The organism is Marinomonas pontica (genome assembly GCF_036322735.1).
Lineage (GTDB): Bacteria > Pseudomonadota > Gammaproteobacteria > Pseudomonadales > Marinomonadaceae > Marinomonas > Marinomonas pontica.
Genome location: NZ_AP027271.1, coordinates 1,493,788 through 1,513,614, shown reverse-complemented (window position 1 = coordinate 1,513,614; position 19,827 = coordinate 1,493,788). Strand labels below are relative to the sequence as shown.

Annotated in this window: 16 protein-coding genes; 3 read left to right on the top strand and 13 right to left on the bottom strand. The window is 44.5% G+C overall.

All coding sequences use genetic code 11. The features are described from left to right. Positions 1-54 precede the first annotated feature (54 nt). The gene (gene ribA, locus AABA11_RS07055; protein WP_265727712.1) at positions 55-663 is read right to left on the bottom strand and encodes a GTP cyclohydrolase II; all 609 of its coding nucleotides are present in this window, start codon (positions 661-663) and stop codon (positions 55-57) included. A gap of 108 nt (positions 664-771) precedes the next feature. Next, complete coding sequence (locus AABA11_RS07050; RefSeq protein ID WP_409371072.1) at positions 772-1,245, bottom strand: Lrp/AsnC family transcriptional regulator; 474 nt, start codon at positions 1,243-1,245, stop codon at positions 772-774. 192 nt (positions 1,246-1,437) lie between these two features. Between AABA11_RS07050 and leuA the strand changes: the two genes are divergently transcribed. Further along, complete coding sequence (gene leuA, locus AABA11_RS07045; RefSeq protein ID WP_338266563.1) at positions 1,438-3,111, top strand: 2-isopropylmalate synthase; 1,674 nt, start codon at positions 1,438-1,440, stop codon at positions 3,109-3,111. A 138-nt stretch (positions 3,112-3,249) separates the two neighbouring features. Here the strand turns inward: leuA and AABA11_RS07040 are convergent, their stop codons facing one another. From AABA11_RS07040 to AABA11_RS07000, 9 genes are all read right to left on the bottom strand, one after another. Further along, a complete protein-coding gene (locus tag AABA11_RS07040; protein WP_338266560.1) occupies positions 3,250-4,179 on the bottom strand; it encodes a GGDEF domain-containing response regulator in 930 nt (309 codons plus the stop codon). Continuing rightward, the gene (locus AABA11_RS07035) at positions 4,176-8,282 is read right to left on the bottom strand and encodes a response regulator (protein WP_338266558.1); all 4,107 of its coding nucleotides are present in this window, start codon (positions 8,280-8,282) and stop codon (positions 4,176-4,178) included. The genes AABA11_RS07040 and AABA11_RS07035 overlap by 4 nt, the downstream gene beginning before the upstream one ends. A 111-nt stretch (positions 8,283-8,393) precedes the next feature. Beyond that, positions 8,394-8,645: a hypothetical protein gene (locus AABA11_RS07030; RefSeq protein WP_338266556.1), complete on the bottom strand. Its 252-nt coding sequence runs from the start codon at positions 8,643-8,645 to the stop codon at positions 8,394-8,396. Positions 8,646-8,769: 124 nt separating this feature from the next. After that, complete coding sequence (locus tag AABA11_RS07025; protein ID WP_338266553.1) at positions 8,770-10,158, bottom strand: ABC transporter ATP-binding protein; 1,389 nt, start codon at positions 10,156-10,158, stop codon at positions 8,770-8,772. Next, on the bottom strand, positions 10,155-10,937 hold the full coding sequence (locus tag AABA11_RS07020; protein ID WP_338266551.1) for an ABC transporter permease: 783 nt from the start codon (positions 10,935-10,937) through the stop codon (positions 10,155-10,157). Before AABA11_RS07020 ends, AABA11_RS07025 begins: the two co-directional genes overlap by 4 nt. Further along, complete coding sequence (locus tag AABA11_RS07015; protein ID WP_338266547.1) at positions 10,934-11,869, bottom strand: ABC transporter permease; 936 nt, start codon at positions 11,867-11,869, stop codon at positions 10,934-10,936. The genes AABA11_RS07020 and AABA11_RS07015 overlap by 4 nt, the downstream gene beginning before the upstream one ends. Next, positions 11,869-13,437: an ABC transporter substrate-binding protein gene (locus tag AABA11_RS07010; protein WP_338266545.1), complete on the bottom strand. Its 1,569-nt coding sequence runs from the start codon at positions 13,435-13,437 to the stop codon at positions 11,869-11,871. The genes AABA11_RS07015 and AABA11_RS07010 overlap by 1 nt, the downstream gene beginning before the upstream one ends. Before the next feature lie 310 nt (positions 13,438-13,747). Then, positions 13,748-14,458 (bottom strand): dienelactone hydrolase family protein, encoded by a 711-nt coding sequence (locus tag AABA11_RS07005; RefSeq protein ID WP_338266543.1) that lies wholly within the window; start codon positions 14,456-14,458, stop codon positions 13,748-13,750. A gap of 222 nt (positions 14,459-14,680) precedes the next feature. Next, positions 14,681-14,863, bottom strand: a complete 183-nt coding sequence (locus AABA11_RS07000) for a hypothetical protein (RefSeq protein WP_338266541.1) — start codon at positions 14,861-14,863, stop codon at positions 14,681-14,683. 269 nt (positions 14,864-15,132) lie between these two features. Here AABA11_RS07000 and AABA11_RS06995 point away from each other — a divergent pair, with 269 nt between their 5' ends. After that, complete coding sequence (locus AABA11_RS06995) at positions 15,133-15,501, top strand: methionine-R-sulfoxide reductase (RefSeq protein ID WP_338266539.1); 369 nt, start codon at positions 15,133-15,135, stop codon at positions 15,499-15,501. 155 nt (positions 15,502-15,656) lie between these two features. Here AABA11_RS06995 and AABA11_RS06990 read toward each other — a convergent pair whose 3' ends face one another. After that, complete coding sequence (locus AABA11_RS06990) at positions 15,657-17,129, bottom strand: aminoacyl-histidine dipeptidase (RefSeq protein ID WP_338266537.1); 1,473 nt, start codon at positions 17,127-17,129, stop codon at positions 15,657-15,659. Positions 17,130-17,323: 194 nt separating this feature from the next. After that, on the bottom strand, positions 17,324-18,697 hold the full coding sequence (gene gorA, locus AABA11_RS06985) for a glutathione-disulfide reductase (protein WP_265727565.1): 1,374 nt from the start codon (positions 18,695-18,697) through the stop codon (positions 17,324-17,326). A gap of 183 nt (positions 18,698-18,880) precedes the next feature. On the opposite strand from gorA, the gene xthA reads away from it, so the two are divergent. Then, positions 18,881-19,693: an exodeoxyribonuclease III gene (gene xthA / locus AABA11_RS06980; protein WP_265727566.1), complete on the top strand. Its 813-nt coding sequence runs from the start codon at positions 18,881-18,883 to the stop codon at positions 19,691-19,693. Positions 19,694-19,827 lie beyond the last annotated feature (134 nt).

Below are 19,827 nucleotides of genomic sequence, written 5' to 3'. Positions count from 1 at the left end.
GTTTTAAGCAAAAAAAAGCCCCCATGCAGGAGGCTACCACACTCTTAAATCGCTTTAATCAAACTTCAAGGTATGTTGTTTTCGCTTTGCTTTAGTTTCTAAATACGATCGGTTATGCTGATTCACATGCACCTTGGTTGGCACCAACTCAACAACGTCAATGCCATGCTCAACCAATTGTTGCGCTTTGTCAGGGTTATTGGTCAATAAACGCACCTCTTTAACCTCCAATGCTTTCAACATTTCTGCCGCCACCCCAAAGTCACGCCCATCATCAGGCAAGTGCAGCATCTCATTGGCTTGGTAAGTATCATACCCCCTATCTTGCAAGGCATACGCTTCTAACTTTGCGTACAAACCAATGCCACGACCTTCTTGACGCAAATAAAGGATATAGCCACCTTCTTCATTTATTCGATCAATTGCTTCATCAAGCTGCTCACCACAATCACATCGCCCGGAGCCGAATACATCCCCCGTCAAACATTCTGAATGCAAACGTACTAATGGCACCTTCGATTCTGCCGGTGTGTTTTGTCCTTCAAAAAATATCCCTATATGTTCTTTGCCTGAGTCATCGCCGTTAAAGGAAATAAACTCAGCCATCACGTCGCCCGCCCTCACGGGGATCATTACTCGACGTTTAATTGTCAAATCACTCATCACATCTTCTCTACTAGGGATTTTTTACTGTATCTACTTAGTACAAGTATAACGCTCATTAATTTGGTCAAAAGCTAAAATATCAATACTAAATAAGGAAATAAGCTTTTAAATCAAATGATCCAGTGGCAAAGAAGTACTTTCTTTTACACTGCGTAGCAAAAAGCTTGACTGAACACCGGTCACGCCAGGAATACGTGTTAATTTTCCTAATAGAAAATCGTGGTATTTCTCCATATCCTCAACAACAACCTCCAACAAGTAATCACAATTTTGACCTGTCACTAGATTGCAGTTCCTTACTTCAGGAAACGCGTCCACTTCATCTTCAAACACACTAAATCGATCCGGAGTATGTCGGTCCATGCTGATTTGCAAAAAGGCCGTCAATTTTAACCCTAAGCTCGACTTTTTTAAGATGGTCACCTTTCGATCAATTACGCCAATATCCTCTAGTGCTTTTACACGACGCAAACAAGGAGACGCTGACAACCCTACTCGATCCGCCAACTCTTGGTTTGTTAAGCTAGAATCTTGCTGCAGTTCACGCAAAATATTTAAGTCGATTTTATCAAAAGCCATTATAGCGACTCCAAATTGCTAATTTTTTCATGTTATACGCAATATAATGCCATTCACATTGAAAATTCCACAAAAAACGCAATCTTTTACCCAATAAAATTCGCTATGATAGAAGCATAAAGAATCACTTAACCAAGTGACGCATTAACAACCAGAGCTTACCCGCTCAACGACATGAAGAAGGGAAAGATCATGACATCTTTTGACCATACTAAGTATACTCCATTCAAACCAGTCGCCATTACAAACCGCACGTGGCCAGATCAAACCATCACCAAAGCACCAATTTGGTCTAGCGTTGACCTACGCGACGGCAACCAAGCCTTGGTTGAGCCAATGACAGTGGATCAAAAGAAACAATTTTTCGCCCTACTAGTAGACGTTGGATTTAAAGAAATCGAAGTCGGCTTCCCGGCTGCCTCACAATTGGATTTTGACTTTGTGCGTTGGTTGATCGAAGAAGATCAAGTGCCAGACGATGTTTACATTCAAGTATTGACTCAAGCTCGCCCAGAGTTGATCGAGCGCACTTACGAATCTCTAAAAGGTGCGAAAAAAGCCATCGTTCACGTTTATAACTCAACGTCTACCACGCAACGTGAGCAAGTATTCCGCATGGACATGGAAGGCATTAAGCAAATCGCCGTGAATGGCGCTAAATGCGTAAAAGACCATGCAGCGAAACACCCTGAAACAGAATGGGTATTTCAATACTCACCTGAAAGCTTTACTGGCACAGAAATAGACTACGCCATTGAAGTCGTTAATGCGGTTGCCGAGGTTTGGCAGCCAACACCAGAAAACAAAATCATTATCAATTTGCCAGCGACGGTAGAAGTGTCCACACCTAACCGCTACGCAGACCAAATTGAATACTTCTGCCGTAACGTCAAACAACGCGACAGCATGATTGTAAGCTTGCACACACACAATGACCGTGGTTGTGGTGTAGCGGCAGCAGAATTAGGCGTAATGGCTGGCGCAGACCGTATCGAAGGCACATTGCTAGGGAACGGCGAGCGCACAGGCAACATGGACATCGTCACCATGGCGATGAACATTTACAGCCAAGGTATTGATCCAGAGTTGGCGTTGGGCGATATGGACCGCATCATAAGCGTGGTTCAAGCTTGCACCTTGTTACAAGTTCACCCGCGTCACCCATACGCTGGCGAATTGGTGTTTACCGCCTTCTCTGGCTCTCATCAAGACGCGATTAAAAAATGTTTGGCTAACCAAACCGACGACAAACCTTGGGATGTGGCGTACTTGCCAATTGACCCTCGTGATGTAGGTCGTAGCTACCAGGAAGTGATTCGCGTAAACAGCCAATCAGGCAAAGGTGGTGTTGCTTATACTCTTGAGCAAGAATACGGCTTGGCTTTGCCACGTTGGTTGCAAGTAGAATTCAGCCCAATCGTGCAAGCATTTGCAGAAAAAGACGGTGGTGTAGTTGATGCCGAATCCATGAAAAATTTGTTTGAAAACAACTTCATGACAGGCACCACGCCATACAAATTGGGCAAGTACGACCTTGCGAAAGACGATGTAGATACCGTTCACGCAGAATTAACCGGTAATAATACAAGTGTCAAAATCACAGGAAATGGCAATGGCGCTTTGTCAGCTTTCAGTGAAGCACTTGGCAAGCATTTCAACATGCGCGTTGATATTATCCAGTACCAAGAACACGCATTAACTGTTGGCAGCGACTCACAAGCGATTGCGTATGTTCAAGCCAATATCGATGGTGATCGTTTTAATGGTGTGGCAATTGATAACGACATTGTGTCTGCCTCTATTCAAGCTTTATTGGCCACCGTAAACCAAAAAGTGACAGAAAATTCAGACTCTGCCGTAGCGTAATTCATTCACTTCGAGCAAATACAAAAAAGCCGAAACGCCTAGGAGTTTCGGCTTTTTTGTGACTATTCAAGCGACATATCTTTTAAGACAAACGATTTTTAAAGTATAGCGTGTTGGAATATTTGCAAGTAAACACTCTCAAGATGTAACGCGGGAGTTAAGAACCACTTTATTCCTTCCAGTGTCTTTTGCTTCATACAAGCATTCGTCAGCGCGCTTTAACAATGATTTTTTATCTTCATCATCGCCACAGTAAACGGCCACACCAATGCTCGTTGTAACCGCGATTTCTGTATCTTCATACACCACTGGAGCATCCGACACGACACTTAAAAATCGAGTGAATGTGTCCTTCGCTTCAGATTCAGAAATATTGGGTAGAAGTATTCCAAACTCTTCTCCGCCCAATCGCCCTATCGAATCAATGTCTCTTACACTCGCTTTCATGCGCTTCATAATCTCTACCAACACCGCATCACCAGCATCGTGCCCGTAGGTATCATTCACTACTTTAAACTTATCTAGGTCAAACATCGCGCAGGCCATTGATAAACCCTGCTCTTTGGCTACTTGCATTTCTTTGCCCAATGTCATTTCAAATGATCGCCGATTGGCAACTCCCGTCAAATAGTCGGTCGCAGCCAAACGTTCAAGAACGGAGTTTGATTCCACCAAACGACGTCGCATATCAGCAATACGCTTCATCGATAACATTTTGGCCGCCAACACTTTCTGGCCAATAGGTTTAATCAAGTAATCGTCGCCGCCAGCTAAAATCCCGTCTTCCACATCATCTTCTTCGGCGCTGGCACTGAGAAAAATGACGGGGATCCATTCTTGTTTTTGCTGCTCTTGAATATTCCGCATCGCCTTGACGGCGTCAAAGCCATTTATAATGGGCATTTGAACATCCATCAACACCAAATCTAGGTCGTGTGAATGCTCAATAAATTGATCTATCGCTTCCTGTCCATTACTGGCTTCGACGACACGATACCCTAGCTTAGTAATGTATAACTTTAACAGTAATCTGTCCGTATTCGTGTCATCAGCGATGAGAATCTTCATAAGGTCACTACTATTTTTTTAAGTTCATTTTTTGCTAAGTGATAGCGATCAATGATGTCTCGTAACTTCGCGCTTAGCTCAGGAATATCTTGTTGCCGACTTTCTTTTTCAAGTTGCTCAGCCATAGAGGATAGCAATCGAGCACCAACACTCAAACTTACCGACTTTAAACTGTGAGCCAATTTATGAATAGCATCATAGTCTGGCTCATCGGGGCGTTTTAACATGTCACTAAAAGACGCTGTTATCTGGTCCGCATCACTGTAGAACGCTTCCAACAATAATAGAAAATCATTTCCAAGTAATGCTTTTAACTCCACCAAGACACCAGTATCAATCTGCGCCACAGCGGACGCCATCGATGCTGTTTTTGCAGACACTTTTTCAATATCCACTTGCTCAACCTCAGGGGATCGATCTCTAGGGAACCATTTATCTAACATAGCGATAAACTCCTGTTGCTTAAATGGTTTAGGTACTAACCCATCACCACCAGCACGAAACACTTCAGCAAGGGTGTCTGACATAACATCTGCAGTCAATGCCAGAATTGGCACTCGTTCTCTACCTGTGCTTTTTTCAGCCTGTCGAATATGTCGCATTGACGATAGACCATCCATCACTGGCATGTGCAAATCCATAAAGATAAAATCAGGTTGGTGTGCTTTCCACATATCAACACCAATTGCGCCATTTTCAGCGCCTAATACATCAAACCCCATTCGCTCTAATATGCCTCTTGCAACTGCCATGTTGGCGCGCATATCCTCAACAACCAAGACCAACCCCCGTTTTTTAGGCGGTTCATCACTCTGTATTTCTACCCCGCTCAGCGATTTGTCTTTAGAGTCAAAATAAGAAATCTGCCGACCAATAACATGCGTTGACAAGGCTGAGATCAGCCCTTTTTTTAACATTACCCCGGTCATTGGCTTCGCCACATTGACATTCACACCCACATCGGACAATTTCTCACTCGAAATCAACCCAGCAGAAGTCGTCATTAAAATAACGGGGCGCAGAGTAGAGCCACTTGCCTCTCGGATCAGTTTCGCCAACATTAAGCCATCCAGCTCAGGCATCATATAATCTAAAATGACAATCTGATACGGCACACCGTCATCTATCGCTTTTTTAATTCGATAGAGCGCTTCAACAGGGTCCACTTCTGTGTCGGTATAAATATCACAAGAACGTAATTGATTCTTTAAAATGGTCAAATTGGTTTCGTTATCATCAATGACCAGCGTTTTTTTACCAATCAACAGGTCTTCATTAACCACAGTTTCAATGTGTGAGATCGCATGGCTCACTGGCAAAGACAGACAAACCGAAAAAGTAGAACCTACATCAGGCTCACTCACCAAACTGATTTCACCCTGCATTAGAGCAATTAATTGCTTAGTGATGGCCAGTCCCAGTCCTGTGCCACCAAACTTCCGTGTTGTTGAGCTATCCGCTTGCACAAAGGCATTAAACAAGAAAGGCTGAACCGCTTTGTCAATCCCAACACCGGTATCCGCAACATGGATGGTTAATGTTGCCTGACCTTGCTTGTTTGTTATGCCATTTACCGTCACTAAAACATGGCCCTCGTTAGTAAATTTAATCGCATTACTAATCAAGTTGGTTAAGATCTGTTTAATTCTAAAAACATCCCCCACCAAAAACCGAGGGCAGTTTTCTGCGTATTCCACCAGCAGATCAATGCCTTTTTCTTCCGCTTTTATCACCAACATTCGGACAATGTCGTAGAGTGTTTTCTCTAAATTAAAATCCACTCTCTCAATCGACAAATGCCCCGCTTCAATTTTTGAAAAGTCCAATAAATCGTTTATCAGAGTCAACAAACCTTCACCTGACTCTTGTAAGACTCGCAGTTGTTCTCTCTGTTCAAAATTAAGGGAGGTACCAGACAACAATTCAGCCATGCCCAACACACCGTTTAATGGCGTACGGATTTCATGACTCATGGTTGCAAGAAAGTTACTCTTGGCCTTACTGGCAGCCAGAGCCTGTTGACTGGCTTCACGTAGCAACACTTCCGTTTCTTTTCGGGAAGTAACGTCCATATTGACGCCAATTAGGTGTGATGCATGCCCCATTTTATCCAATACGAGGATGGCATCCGATTTTAGGTAACGTGTTTGTCCATCCTTACGTACGATTTTAAAGTCAAAATCGAGTTCTTTTGAAATAAATGCGACTTCTGGCGAGGTGAGATATCCCTCCATGCTTAAATTTTGAAAAACACCTCGCAGCCTCACTTTATCTTCTGGGTAAACACATTCTTCCCATAAATCTAATGGAGAAAGACCTGCTTGTTGTGATGTACCGTAAAGTCGATACATCCAATCATCCCAATTTAATGTTTCGGTATGTAAATCCAGCTCCCAAACACCAATTCCTGCCGCATCTGCTGCGATAGACAGGCGCAAATTGGTGTCGATCATTTTCTTTTCGACCTCTAGCCGTTCACTAACATCACGCACATGCGCGATGTAGCCACCCAGACTGCCATCCACATTTCGAATTTGGCTGCCAATGGTTTCCGTGTGGAACACATGGCCCTGTTTGTGTATATAGCTAGCTCGATAGCGATTTAAAATGTCTGCTGTCGTAACATCGTAGGCGTCGCCTTGCTTAATGAAGTCCCGCTCTTCCGCGTAAAGCATCTGGGTGCTTTGACCTCTAATTTCATCAAGTTGATACCCAAATAGTTCACTAAATGCGGGGTTGATCATCTTAACTCTACGGTCAGCTCCGACGAGCACAATGGCTTCCGGCGCATTCACAAACAAGGACTCAAAAAATATTTTTTGTTCCTTCAACTCATTTTCGTATTGTTGCTGTAACGCCCGATCTTGTTCCAAGGTCATTTCATTGCCAACCCATTGAGCAAGCAATTTCATCACTTCATAATCGTCTTCACTAAAAGGCTGTGTTTTAGGTGTGGGGCTTGAGAAGTTAAGCGTTCCCCAGCGCCTCCCTCTTACATAAACGACGATCCCTATATAAGCTTCTAAACCAAAATTCACATAACACGGGTGCTCTTTAATGTCGCTTATCGCCGTATGGAAAAACGACGTGGGCAAATCACTGCTGAGCGTATGAACACAGTAAGTATTGCCTAACTCAAATTCTGTACCAGGCAGCACCTCACCATTTGGCGTATGGCTGTACTTCACTGTGTACACATCGCCTTCGATGCAACTGATAAGGCCGATGGGAAGTGCAAATTGATCGGAGCCAACTTTTAGTATTTTCTGCAATTTCTCATCCAGACTCAGTGCTGAATTTGCCGTCACCTCGTGCAAGCGTTTAAGAGTTTGCATTGTGGTTCTTTGAGGCGTGACATCCTGCACACACACATAAATACCAGTGACTTCACCGTGCTCTATTCTAGGAATGTAGGACGATTCGTTAAACCGCCCCCCTATATCAGCCATTTGACTTGTTTTATATTGAAAACGAACCTCATTCCCTTGAAGAGCGTCCAACAACTTATTTTCTATCACTGCAAACATGTCAGCTGAGACAACGTCTTTTACATGCTTACCAAGAATGAGCTCTTTTGATAAACCAAAGCGTTTTTCATAGGCCTGATTAACGTATCTGTAACGTAAATCGCTGTCCAAAAACGCAAGATACACAGAAAGGCTATCGTTGAAGGGCAACAATTCATCATTCTCAAAGAAGCGTGTCTTTTTATGAGCACTCGCTATGGGCAATGACGGCAGTAAACCAGACAACATGGCACCCAATGAAGCGACATGTTCGCCAATATTCTCTTCAGAAAGAGCACAAGGCAAATCATTGAAGAAAAACAAACGCACATGATGAGTCGGCAACCACTCAATCATACAACACGCTATTTGAGGGTACTTGGAGAATATCGATGGGGCGGAAGGCGTCGACAGAACATCAAGCCATCGTGTAGAAGCAGTGTCACAACAATGAGTCATCAAGGCAGATAAGTCATCCGCCTCAACACCTGCAATTTCACCAGAAACAACAACACGACCGTCTTCAAAAAGTAAACCCGAACATGACATCCCCAAAAGAGATCGAGCGACTTTCAAAGAAGCCAGTAATGGATCCATTCATTTCCCCTCAAGAGGCTGCATTCAAAACACCACAAAGCAAAGTTTGATTAATCCTATTTATAAAACATAACAGAAGATCAATATTTTGCTGCATTTAAAACCCAAAAACTAAGGCAATAATTTATCGATCAAAACACAATCTTCTGTTTCATTGCGGCTATTCTTCACTTTGTCGAGGATCTTTTGCGCCACGTCTTTTTGACGCTGCGAAATATATTTTGAATCTACGGTATTCTGAACATTTTCCAAGTACTTATTGAGTTTTGGTGTGCAGTAGTCATCAAAAGCCAAAACACTACTGGAGCCTAACAGTGCAGCAGAAGTCAATAGAACAACAGACACACAACGTTTATTTAACATGAGCTTTTTCCTAATAAATACAATTAAGAAAAATTAGACCATACGCCAGTCAAAAGTGAAACCTATAGCGCGGTAACATCCAGCGCTTTATTGGTTTGTTTCACACTCTTTATGAAAGCTGTCGCTATATCGACACCACCTGATGACACGTCTTTCGGACTAAGTCCATATCATGACTGACCAACAATACCGCGCAACCCGCTTCGCTTGCTAACTCAACCAACAATCCAGTGACCTCCTTTGCGGTAATCGGATCAAGACGTGACGTTGGCTCATCAGCAAATAAAAACACCGGATCCAACAACAGAGCCCGCAGAATCGCAAAACGCTGCAATTCACCACCAGACACTGCCAAACAATTACGGTCTAGAATGCCTTCAGGTAAATTCAACCGGTCCATCAAAGGCGAAATACGGGCTTTATCAATACCATGTAAATCCACCACATCATCAAGCAGCTGACCCAATGTAACGCTAGATGAAAACGCCGAAGGCGGATCTTGATAGAGTTTCAGCCACTGATGTGGCTTAGCGGTTTTATTAGAACGAGTCAGCTTACCCGAAGAAACAGGCAGTAAGTTAAGCAAGGCGTCACCAAGAGAGGATTTACCACACCCACTGTCACCGACAATACCCACCACTTCGCCCTGTTTGATAGAGAAAGACAAACCGTCAAACAAGGTTCTCCCTCCTCGCTCTAATCGCACATTATCCGCGATTAAAATATCATCAGCGTCGTTCTTTCGCATTGTTGGCGCCATATCTTGCCAAGCCCTGGGCTCGGCAGCGATCAACTCACGTGTGTAATCGTCTTTTGGATGATCAAGCACTTGAGCGGCTTCACCTTGCTCGACTAACCGACCTTCTTTCATTACCAATAACAAACCACCCAACTGGCGCGCAACCGCCACATCATGAGTGATCGTCAGCAAACTACCCAACTTAGAACGCGCTTGCAGTAACCGCACTATGCCGTCTCGGCGCGTTACATCCAGCCCTTTGGTTGGCTCATCCGCCAAAATCACATGCGCACCACCCGCTGTCGCCGCCGCAATGGCCAGTCGTTGTGCCATACCGCCAGACAACTCATCCGCGCGTTTATGGCCATTATCCGCCAAACCAACATGACGTAAATCCTCTTCGGCCATCGCTAGCGCTTCCTGCGGGTCTTTCTCACGCACGAATTGATATACCTCTTTGACTTGATCAATGCCCTTCATTAACGGATCAAGAGAATGCCAAGGCTCTTGCGGTAACATGACCATTTCACGTCCCCACAAAGCTTGACGCTCTTCAATCGTCATCACCTTACCAAATGCCTCTATGTCTCCAGACACACTCAAATCAGTAGGCAATAACCCCATAATAGCTTGCGCTAACAAGCTTTTACCCGAACCCGTTTGACCCAGTATCGTCAACGGTTGACCTTGCTTTAACGCCAAAGAAATTGGCTCTAACAAGCAAGCGTCGCCCACATAAACCGCCACATTGGTTAATTTCAGCAATACGCTCATGCTCGTTTACCTGCCAATAAATGAAATGAAAACACCAACAACGCAATAACCATTAATGGCAGAGCCAACAACCAAGGTGCTTCGCTGTAATAAGGAAACAGTTCAACCGTCATCAAACCAAGTTCAGCCATGGGTGGCTGTATCCCGACATAAACAAACCCTAGCGACGCCATGGTCAAAATCGCGTTCGCACCACCAAAGGCCGCCAAAGTGAACACCGAAGGGGAAATAGCAGGCCAAATATGGCGTTTAAACTGATACCAGCGACCAAAGCCCATCATCTCGGAAGATTGTCTTGCTGGACTTTGGATCACACCCTGAGTTACGGCTCGAACCACGCGGAAGTATTCGACCCATTGCACTAAAGAAATCGCCAAATACAGCATCAAAAACGAACCAGGAACTATGGCCGCTAGCAACAACACAACCACCAAGCCTGGTAAGGCAAGCAATATATTGACCATCACATTCAGCGCACTATCGACTTTTTTTCCGCCCCAAACCGCCCATACACCAAACGTTGTACCGACCAAAGAAGACGTCAGCACACACAACACACTCAAGGCAAAAGACAAGCCAATCGCATGCGCCATACGCGTCATCATGCTGCGGCCAAAATGATCTGTACCGAGCCAATGTGCCGCAGAAGGCGGCTCCATAATCGCATTTAAATCTTGCTGGGAGATGCTATGAGGCGAAAATACAATCCCCAACAACGAGAACGCCAATAAGACCAATAAAATAAACAGGCCAACCCATTGGGATTTAATCATCTTCATACTGTTTTCGCCCCTCTTGGATCAATCCATAAACAGATAACATCCACCAAGGTATTCAATAAAACGAACAAAACCCCCAGCACCAAAGCCGCGCCTTGTATCACTGGAATATCACGGGCAAAAATCGCATGAGCCAAACCATGCCCAATCCCCGGCCATGAAAACAATGACTCAATCATCACAATCCCTTCAATCATGCTCACTAACTGGATGCCAAAAAACGCCACCACTGGCACCGCAATATTGCGCACGCCATGCTGACGAAATGTCTGCCAAGCAGACAATCCTTTCACTTTCGAGAATTGATAAAACGCCGCAGCAAAGGTTCGTTTGGCAGAATCTCGAACCACACGATTGGACACCGCTGCCAAGCTCAACGCCAAGGTAACAGCGGGCAAAACCAAATGCGCAGGCGAGCCGAAACCCGCCACAGGAAACCAATTCCAATGAAGAGCAAATAACAAAATGAACAATACGCCTAAAACAAACACCGGCATGGCTCGAATCACACTGGATAAACTCATTAGAATCGAATCAAAAGGGTTTCCTCGCCATGCACTCAGCAATCCCAACGGCACCGCTATCAAAACCGACACCATCAAACCAGCAAACGCCAACATCAAAGAGTGCCCTAACATATGCTGAACCGTGTCCATCACGGGCAAACCACTGACCAATGAATCGCCTAATTTAAATTGCAGAAGATCTGTCAACCAATGCCAATAAGCCGTCAAAGCACCTTGATCCAACTTTAGCTCTTCTCGTACCAATGCCGCCGCATTAGAATCAACATTGTCTTGCCCATAACGACTAGCCGCAATTCGATATGCCATATCACCAGGTAAAGAGCGCATCAAAATAAAGGTCAGAGTACCCACTCCCCAAACCACTATGACCAATTGAAGCAGTCTTTTTAAAAGCATTGCTTTCATTATTTTACGAACTCCATTTCATTTAAATAAAAGCTACGCTCAAAAGGATCAAAGCGAAAACCTTTAACACGCTTATTCACCGACGTCTGCTGAACATAAGATGACACTGGAATCATGGGACGCTCGTCATAAATAATCTGAGCACTGTGTTGAGCCATTTTTTTGTATTTCACTGGATCAGACGTTTCTTCTAACGTCATCAAATCGGCACTTAGCTTTTCATTATTCCAATTCATTGCCCCCCAATCGCCTCCGCCATTGGAACCAAAATCAGACAGCATAACGCCCAACGGGTCCGCAATAAAACCATAGTTACGCGCGATCAAGGCAACGTCTAATGAACCATCTTGATGCCCCATTGGAATGGCGCTGGAATTGGTTACTTCAACTTTCGTATCGATACCAATCGCCTGCCATTGAGCTTGAATCGCCGTCGCTACCGTGGTCAGTTCTGGTCGATCCGCATACGTAATAATGGTCAAATGAAATGGCACACCCTCTCTTTCCAACATGCCGTTTGAATTTTTCTTCCATCCCAAAGACGCCAACAGAGATTCTGGTGTACCCGCCTCCGCTTCCGTTTTGCTGGTCACATTGGCTAAGTGCCAATTAGACATAGAAGTCGGTAAAAGCTGGTCCGCTTCAGAACCTGGGACACGCAAAATCCCTTTCGCAATACCTTGACGGTTAATCGCTAAACTCAAGGCTTTACGTGCGTTCACATCCTTCATAAAAGGATGACCGCTGTTTAACTTAAGCACGATTGTTCTCGGAATAGGATTAGAGTGAACTTCCAAGTTCGGAAGTCGCTTTAAAGAGGGCAAGCTAGCCGGATCCAAGCCAAACACAATATCGGCTTGACCACTTCTGGCTTGTAAAACTCGACTTTCTGCACGGTGCCCCGTCAAATAACTTGCGTAAGGAATACTGGCTTTCTTTCCCCAGTAATCCTCAAACTTATCTACCACCAATTTATGCGGGGGTGAAAATTGATAAAGTTGATACGGTCCCGTCCCTGACAACGCCAGCACATCACCATTCTTTCCATACGCGTCTAACGACAAAACACTGTTGGCGTAATTTGCCAATACCGCACCCAACAAAATATAGGGACGAGACAAAGTGATCGCCACCGTACTTTCGTCAACCGCTTCGATGCTTGTAACAGGTGCCGTTCTTAACGCACCATGCTTTCCTTGCGCAATGCGCAAACTGTTCACTACCGCATCGGCATCCATTAAGCTGCCGTCATGAAAATACACCTTATCACGTAGCTCAAATGTCCAGGTTTTAGCATCATCACTTACCTGCCAACTTTTCGCCAAGGCTGGAAGCAACAAACCGTTTTCATCGACATCGACCAAGGTTTCTAACATCTGCATGCGACTGAAAATAAAGCCATTTTTTGAGGGATCTAAACTGGTGAATTCAAAAGCCGCACTGATTGACAATGTATTCGTCACATTTGGCGTTGCGTACGCCGAATGAGTGAATACAGGCGCCACATATGACACACTTAGCACTGCAACAGACAACATTACCCGCCCAAAAGAAAACCGTACCGTCATAACCGAATTATCCAAATATGCTAAAACGTTATGATATAACATAATTATCAAGATTCGCAATTGTTTGAGAACGACTTTTATTTATTAAGAAATCAACCTGAAAAATAAAAAGACCCCAGTCATTGGAATGTCCAACTATTTGAGGTCAGTTCAAGACCGCTTGAAAAAAGTGAAAAGGTCGTGTTTAAGAAGAAAAATACGCAGAGAGAAAACCAGATAGGAACGATGGCAATATTGCGCCTTCAGACTGATACATTTATATCAGCCTGATGGCTGTCAATGTCACATTCAGAGAAAGTGCGCCCTAGGCTTACACAAACTCTTCTAGAAAGTTAGCAAGATAGCCAAAAGCACGTTTTGCCGACAGAGGGTTAAATTGGCTACCATGATCTGGGTTATTCGCACTTGGCAGCATGAACGAATGCATGGTATTGCTGAAATCAACAAACTGAAAATCTATCCCTAAACTCGTCAAATACCCTTTTGCCGTCTGAGCGTCAGACTCCTCAACCAGCGGGTCTTGATAACCGTTCAGAATCAGTATTTTTGTATGGGTATTGGCTTTTTCTTCTGATTGCGCTCGATTAAAGCTCATCAACCCATGAAAGCTTACCGCGCCAGCACTTTCCGTAAAATGCAATCCAGCCTCTAAAGCCAAGCGCCCGCCAAGACAAAACCCCACATGCACAATGGTTTTACCATGCATAGCATCGCACGCCGATTGCGTGAGCTCGGCCAATAAACCATGCAGTGGCTCGGATTCCGCAAGCAAAGCGCCCATCTTGGCGCGTTTTTCATCCATTTCATGCGGGTTATTCTCTATGCCATATAAATCTAACGCCGTCGCGGAAAAGCCAAGAGACGCAATATGATCGGCCACCCTTCTTTCAAAATCACTCAGGCCTGAAAATGTTGGCCAAATAACCACTTGAATATGACTTTTTTTAGAACTCAAACCGTCAATTTGATAATGCACCCGTTTGATGTCGTCTTTAAAAATAGAGTCGAATGTCTGGCTCACAATATGCCCCTTTCAATTTTATATCGAGAAAATGCACTTCCAGTGTAACCAGCGCTGCAGAGTGAAAGCAATCCGATCGAGCGAACTTGACTTATAACAAAAGGATAACCACCAATAAAAAAGGAAGTTGTTTAAACTTCCTTCGTACTCATCGTCAGTCGGCAGGGCGTAACGTGTAAACAGGCCAGCGGATGCCTGAGCTTTACTCTTTACCCGTAAGTATCAGTCATCGCTGGAATCATCCCAATAATCGTCATCACCTTCTTCAAGGTCACCGTAAAACTCTTCATCATCACTTTCGTTATCGTACTCGTCATACTCGTCGTATCCATCACTCAAAGAATAGAACTCAGTAGAAAGCGCCGAGTTTGATGGAGTGAATATTTGCGTAGAATTAAGAAGCATAAGACAGCCCTCCGAACAGGCCAATCAAATAGGAATATTTAGATTAGCAGGGAATATTCAACTTAGTAAAAGCAAATAAATCGAATTCATATTTCTATGAAATATAGTGATTATTTGCAAAACGTCTTACCTTAAAGTAAGACACTTTCCAACATTCAATCGTCCTAGCTGGAACCGGTCATGCAATTTATTGTCTTAGTATCCTGTAACAAGACATGCCATAATTTACTGAAATACCGTCCCATTACCGTGGAAAAGAGTGATTTTATATGAGCAAACCATACAACAGACTGACGCCAGAAGAAGCACAAGTTTTACTTCATAAAGGCACAGAACGACCTTTTACCGGTGAATATACTGATACCATGGAGAATGGCGTGTATATTTGTCGTCAATGTGACGCACCGCTATACACGTCTGAGCATAAATTCTTATCACACTGCGGCTGGCCAAGCTTTGATGACGAAATCCCCAATGCCGTAAAACGGGTCCCCGATGCGGATGGACGTCGTGTTGAAATCGTATGCGCAAATTGCGACGGCCACTTAGGCCATGTGTTTGAAGGAGAAAGGCTGACTGAAAACAACATTCGTCATTGTGTGAACTCCATTTCAATGACATTCAAAAGTAAAGAGTAAATAGAGCAAAAATAGAGCGACATTCACATTGAGTCTCACGACAATATCGAAGGAAATGTCGCTCCATTTACTTGATCCGCTCCACTCTTCAGCCAGTTTAAGCGACATAAAAATGCCGCGTAAACTCTCACCCTTCCTCTGGTAAGAGAAATGACCTAAATCTTTGGAACGGACGCCAGTAGAGCAACCAGCAGTCGCCAGAAATCCCCTACGGAATCTATTTCCATGCGTTCGGTCGGTGAATGCGCACCACGAATGTTGGGACCAAATGACACCATTTCCATACCGGGGTATTTCGCGCCAATGATGCCGCACTCAAGGCCGGCATGAATCACTTTCACATTGGCTTCGTGACCCATGACGTCTGTATGAACCATTAAGAAATGTTTCAACAATCCTGCTTTTGGATCAGGCCTCCATCCTGGGTAACCGTTCTCCAGTTTGACGTCCGCTTGGATTAAGGAGAAGGCCGATTTTGCCACATAAGCAAGGTGCTCTACGGCAGAATCCACAAGAGAGCGAACCAACAAGCATGCATCAAATGCTTTCTTGCCATCCGCCGCGTTCCGCAGGTTAATCACACCAAAGTTACAGGAAGTTTCCGTTACCCCCTCCAAATCAGCACTCATGCGATGTACACCGTGAGGCGCACAGAACATAGCATTTAACAACGCATCTTTGTCTGCGTCTCTCAGTTCTGAATCCAGTTCCGCAGCGTTCAGTGTCACGTCCAAATTAGCTTCGGTCGTGGAAAATTCCGCCTTGGTGGCTTTTTTGAACCCTTCAATAAAAGCAAATAGAGTGGCTTGGTCATTGTGATTTATGTTAATGGTTGCTTGCGCGTCTCGTGAAATCGCATTGCGAAGTGTGCCGCCAGCAAAAGCGCATAGACCAAACTCACAGCGCTCTTTCAGCAAGTTCAATAAACGGACAATAAGCACGTTGGCACTGGCACGGCCTTTATGGATATCCAAACCAGAATGCCCACCACGTAGACCCGACACCGTAATGGTAAAAGACTTCCTACTGCTGTCCGCAGCGACTGCGGGGTAGTGTTTTTCAATGTTTATGTCCATGCCACCAGCACAGCCAATATAAACATCGCCGCGGTCTTCTGAGTCCAAGTTCAATAAGATCTTGCCTTTTAGAATACCCTCTTCCAGCTGCAATGCGCCACGCAAGCTGGTTTCTTCTTCTATGGTAAATAAGGCTTCGATTGGCCCATGAGCCAGATCGGTTGACTCTAAAATAGCCATCGCAGCTGCGACGCCAATTCCATTATCGGCACCAAGCGTGGTACCAGTTGCGTGCACCCAACCGTCGATGATTTGTGTAACAATTGGGTCTTTGGTGAAATCATGATCGATGTCGGCGTTCTTCTGCGCAACCATGTCTAGATGACCTTGCAAGACGACCGTCTCTCTGTCTTCCATCCCCTGACTGGCCACTTTACGAATTAACAAATTTCCAACAGGGTCGACATAAGTTTGATGGCCCAGTCCGCTCGCCCAACGGATAAGATGCTCTCTGAGTTCGGCTTCATGATAGGACGGGCGCGGTGTGTTACATAATGTTTGAAAATGACGCCAAATGGCTTTTGGCTCTAGCGTGGTTAAAACGTCGTTCATTCTGCTCTCTTAATTTTTCAGTGTCTATTGTGTTAAGCACATTAAAGAAGAGCATGAAGAGTGGCAATCGAAATTAAGACTACGCCGATAGAGAAAACGTATGTGAAATAACACCCATAAAAAAAGACGCGTCGATCATTACTACCGACGCGTCTTTATTAAGTTCATTGTCCGAATGCATTTCTCTTTCGAGCTTATTTTTTCTTTAAGGATGCCGCAGAGAATGTCACAAATTCTTCCGCACTGGTTGGATGGACTCCCACCGTGTCATCAAAATCCGCTTTGGTCGCGCCAGCTTTAATGGCAATCCCCAGACCTTGGATAATCTCGCCAGAGTAGTCACCCACCATGTGTGCACCAATCACTTTATCGTCTAGGTTATTTACGAGTAACTTCATTAGGGAACGAGACGTACCGCCGCTTAGCGTGTGCTTCATTGGGCGGAAGTCCGTTTGATACACACGGAAATCTAAGCCTCGTTTTTCTGCTTCTTGCTCGGTTAAACCCACTGTGCCGATTGCTGGTTGGCTAAAGACAGCCGTTGGAATATTGTCGTAATCAAAATCGACTTCTTTGCCTTCAAACCAATAAGCGATCAATGCCATAGCTTCTTTAATCGCAACAGGCGTTAACTGTATACGATCCGTCACATCACCAAGGGCAAAGACGCTTTTTGCCGACGTAGTGAAGTTTTTATCAATAATCACCGCACCATTTTTGCCCGTTTCAATACCGGCGTTTTCAAGAGCCAACGTAGCCACATTCGGCACTCGACCGGTTGCATAAAGAATCAAGCCGAATTCTTCTGAGTGACCATCTTTGAAGTGTACTGTACGTAAACTATTTGGATTAGCAGGATCAACCAGCTCAATGCGGTCAACGTCAGTATTCAGGCGTACATCGATGCCGGACTTTTTGTATTCTTCGCTGGCAAAATCTCGAACATCTTGATCAAAGCCACGCAACAACTGGTCCCCGCGATAAGCAAGACTGGTATCAACACCTAAGCCATTTAGGATGCCAGCAAATTCCACGGCAATGTAACCACCGCCCACAACAAGGGCTTTTTTGGGCAGCTCGTCCAAATAGAACATGTCATTAGAACTGACAACCAGATCACTGCCGTTAAATTCAGGTATGAAAGGCTTAGCACCAACCGCGATCAAAATTCGCTCTGCTGTGTAAGTTTTGCCATCCACCATGACGGTATGTTCATCAACAAAACTCGCAAAACCAGAGATAACTTCCACACCGGCATTACCAAGCATATTGCCGTAGATACCATTTAAACGTTCAATTTCTTTGGTTTTATTGTCGCGCAATACAGACCAATTAAATTCAACCCCCTGATGGGACCACCCAAAGCCTGCCGCTTCGTCAAAGCCGTGACCGTATTCAGAGCCATAAACAAACAATTTCTTTGGTACGCAACCAATATTAACGCAGGTTCCACCTAATGCACTGCCTTCAGCGACGGCAACTTTGTATCCTTTTGAGGCTGCGACACGGCTCGCTCTTACGCCGCCAGAACCCGCACCAATGACAAATAAATCGTACTGATAAGCCATTTAAGCTCTCCAATGTGAATGCATTAATTAATGCGAACAGTGTAACAGGGCTCGTGAAAGAAGTTAAAAAGAATGCGGCTATTGTTGTGATCAAAAATATCTAACTCATTCTCATTCGTTAAGTACTTTATGGAATAGCAACATCTAGGTATGATTAAGAAAACCCGCTACGGAATAAATCACATGAAATTTGTCTCTTTTAATATCAATGGTTTGCGCGCACGACCACATCAAATCGAAGCCTTAGTCGAAAAACACGCACCGGATGTGATTGGGCTACAAGAAATAAAAGTGCACGACGATGCCTTTCCTCACGACATCCCTAAATCCGTCGGCTACCACGCTTATTATTATGGTCAAAAGTCCCATTATGGTGTGGCGATATTCAGTAAACAAGAAGCCACTAGCGTAGAGTATGGCTTTCCAGGCGACGACGAAGACGCGCAACGTCGCATGATCATCGCCACGTTCGACACACCACAAGGTCCTGTTAAGGTACTGAATGGCTATTTCCCTCAAGGTGAAAGCCGAGACCATGAAACCAAGTTTCCTGCGAAACGTAAATTTTACGCAGACCTTATGGACTACCTTGCAGCTCACTCGCCAGATGAAAAGATCATTGTCATGGGAGACATCAATATTTCCCCTACCGATTTAGACATTGGTATCGGTGAACCTAATGCAAAGCGTTGGCTAAAAACAGGAAAATGCAGCTTTTTGCCAGAAGAGCGTGAGTGGTTTACCACCCTCAGCAACTGGGGACTGACAGACACCTATCGTCAATTGAACCCAGAAAAAAATGACCGTTTTAGCTGGTTTGACTATCGCTCAAAAGGCTTTGAAGACACGCCTAAACGCGGTCTTAGAATCGATGTGATCATGTCATCAAATGGATTAACCCCTTTCTTAAAAGATTCCGATGTCGATTACGATTTACGCGCCCTTGAAAAACCGTCCGATCACGCTCCTATCTGGACAAGCTTTGATCTAGATTAATAGAGCAACCATCTGGGGGTCATTGTGCAAATAGTATACAAGAACGTATAATGACCGCCCAACATGATACGAACGGCAATCAAACCGCACTACTCCCCCGTTTATCCACAGAGATTGTGGATGGTTTTATTTGT

What these genes read in the sequence shown, in the direction of transcription:
- AABA11_RS07000 (WP_338266541.1), bottom strand. Translation starts at nt 14,863, where the DNA reads ATGCTTCTTAATTCTACGCAAATATTCACTCCATCAAACTCGGCGCTT.
- AABA11_RS07015 (WP_338266547.1), bottom strand. Translation starts at nt 11,869, where the DNA reads ATGAAAGCAATGCTTTTAAAAAGACTGCTTCAATTGGTCATAGTGGTT.
- AABA11_RS07050 (WP_409371072.1), bottom strand. Translation starts at nt 1,245, where the DNA reads ATGGCTTTTGATAAAATCGACTTAAATATTTTGCGTGAACTGCAGCAA.
- AABA11_RS07010 (WP_338266545.1), bottom strand. Translation starts at nt 13,437, where the DNA reads ATGACGGTACGGTTTTCTTTTGGGCGGGTAATGTTGTCTGTTGCAGTG.
- ribA (WP_265727712.1), bottom strand. Translation starts at nt 663, where the DNA reads ATGAGTGATTTGACAATTAAACGTCGAGTAATGATCCCCGTGAGGGCG.
- xthA (WP_265727566.1), top strand. Translation starts at nt 18,881, where the DNA reads ATGAAATTTGTCTCTTTTAATATCAATGGTTTGCGCGCACGACCACAT.
- AABA11_RS06990 (WP_338266537.1), bottom strand. Translation starts at nt 17,129, where the DNA reads ATGAACGACGTTTTAACCACGCTAGAGCCAAAAGCCATTTGGCGTCAT.
- AABA11_RS07030 (WP_338266556.1), bottom strand. Translation starts at nt 8,645, where the DNA reads ATGTTAAATAAACGTTGTGTGTCTGTTGTTCTATTGACTTCTGCTGCA.
- AABA11_RS06995 (WP_338266539.1), top strand. Translation starts at nt 15,133, where the DNA reads ATGAGCAAACCATACAACAGACTGACGCCAGAAGAAGCACAAGTTTTA.
- AABA11_RS07040 (WP_338266560.1), bottom strand. Translation starts at nt 4,179, where the DNA reads ATGAAGATTCTCATCGCTGATGACACGAATACGGACAGATTACTGTTA.
- leuA (WP_338266563.1), top strand. Translation starts at nt 1,438, where the DNA reads ATGACATCTTTTGACCATACTAAGTATACTCCATTCAAACCAGTCGCC.
- AABA11_RS07025 (WP_338266553.1), bottom strand. Translation starts at nt 10,158, where the DNA reads ATGAGCGTATTGCTGAAATTAACCAATGTGGCGGTTTATGTGGGCGAC.
- gorA (WP_265727565.1), bottom strand. Translation starts at nt 18,697, where the DNA reads ATGGCTTATCAGTACGATTTATTTGTCATTGGTGCGGGTTCTGGCGGC.
- AABA11_RS07020 (WP_338266551.1), bottom strand. Translation starts at nt 10,937, where the DNA reads ATGAAGATGATTAAATCCCAATGGGTTGGCCTGTTTATTTTATTGGTC.
- AABA11_RS07035 (WP_338266558.1), bottom strand. Translation starts at nt 8,282, where the DNA reads ATGGATCCATTACTGGCTTCTTTGAAAGTCGCTCGATCTCTTTTGGGG.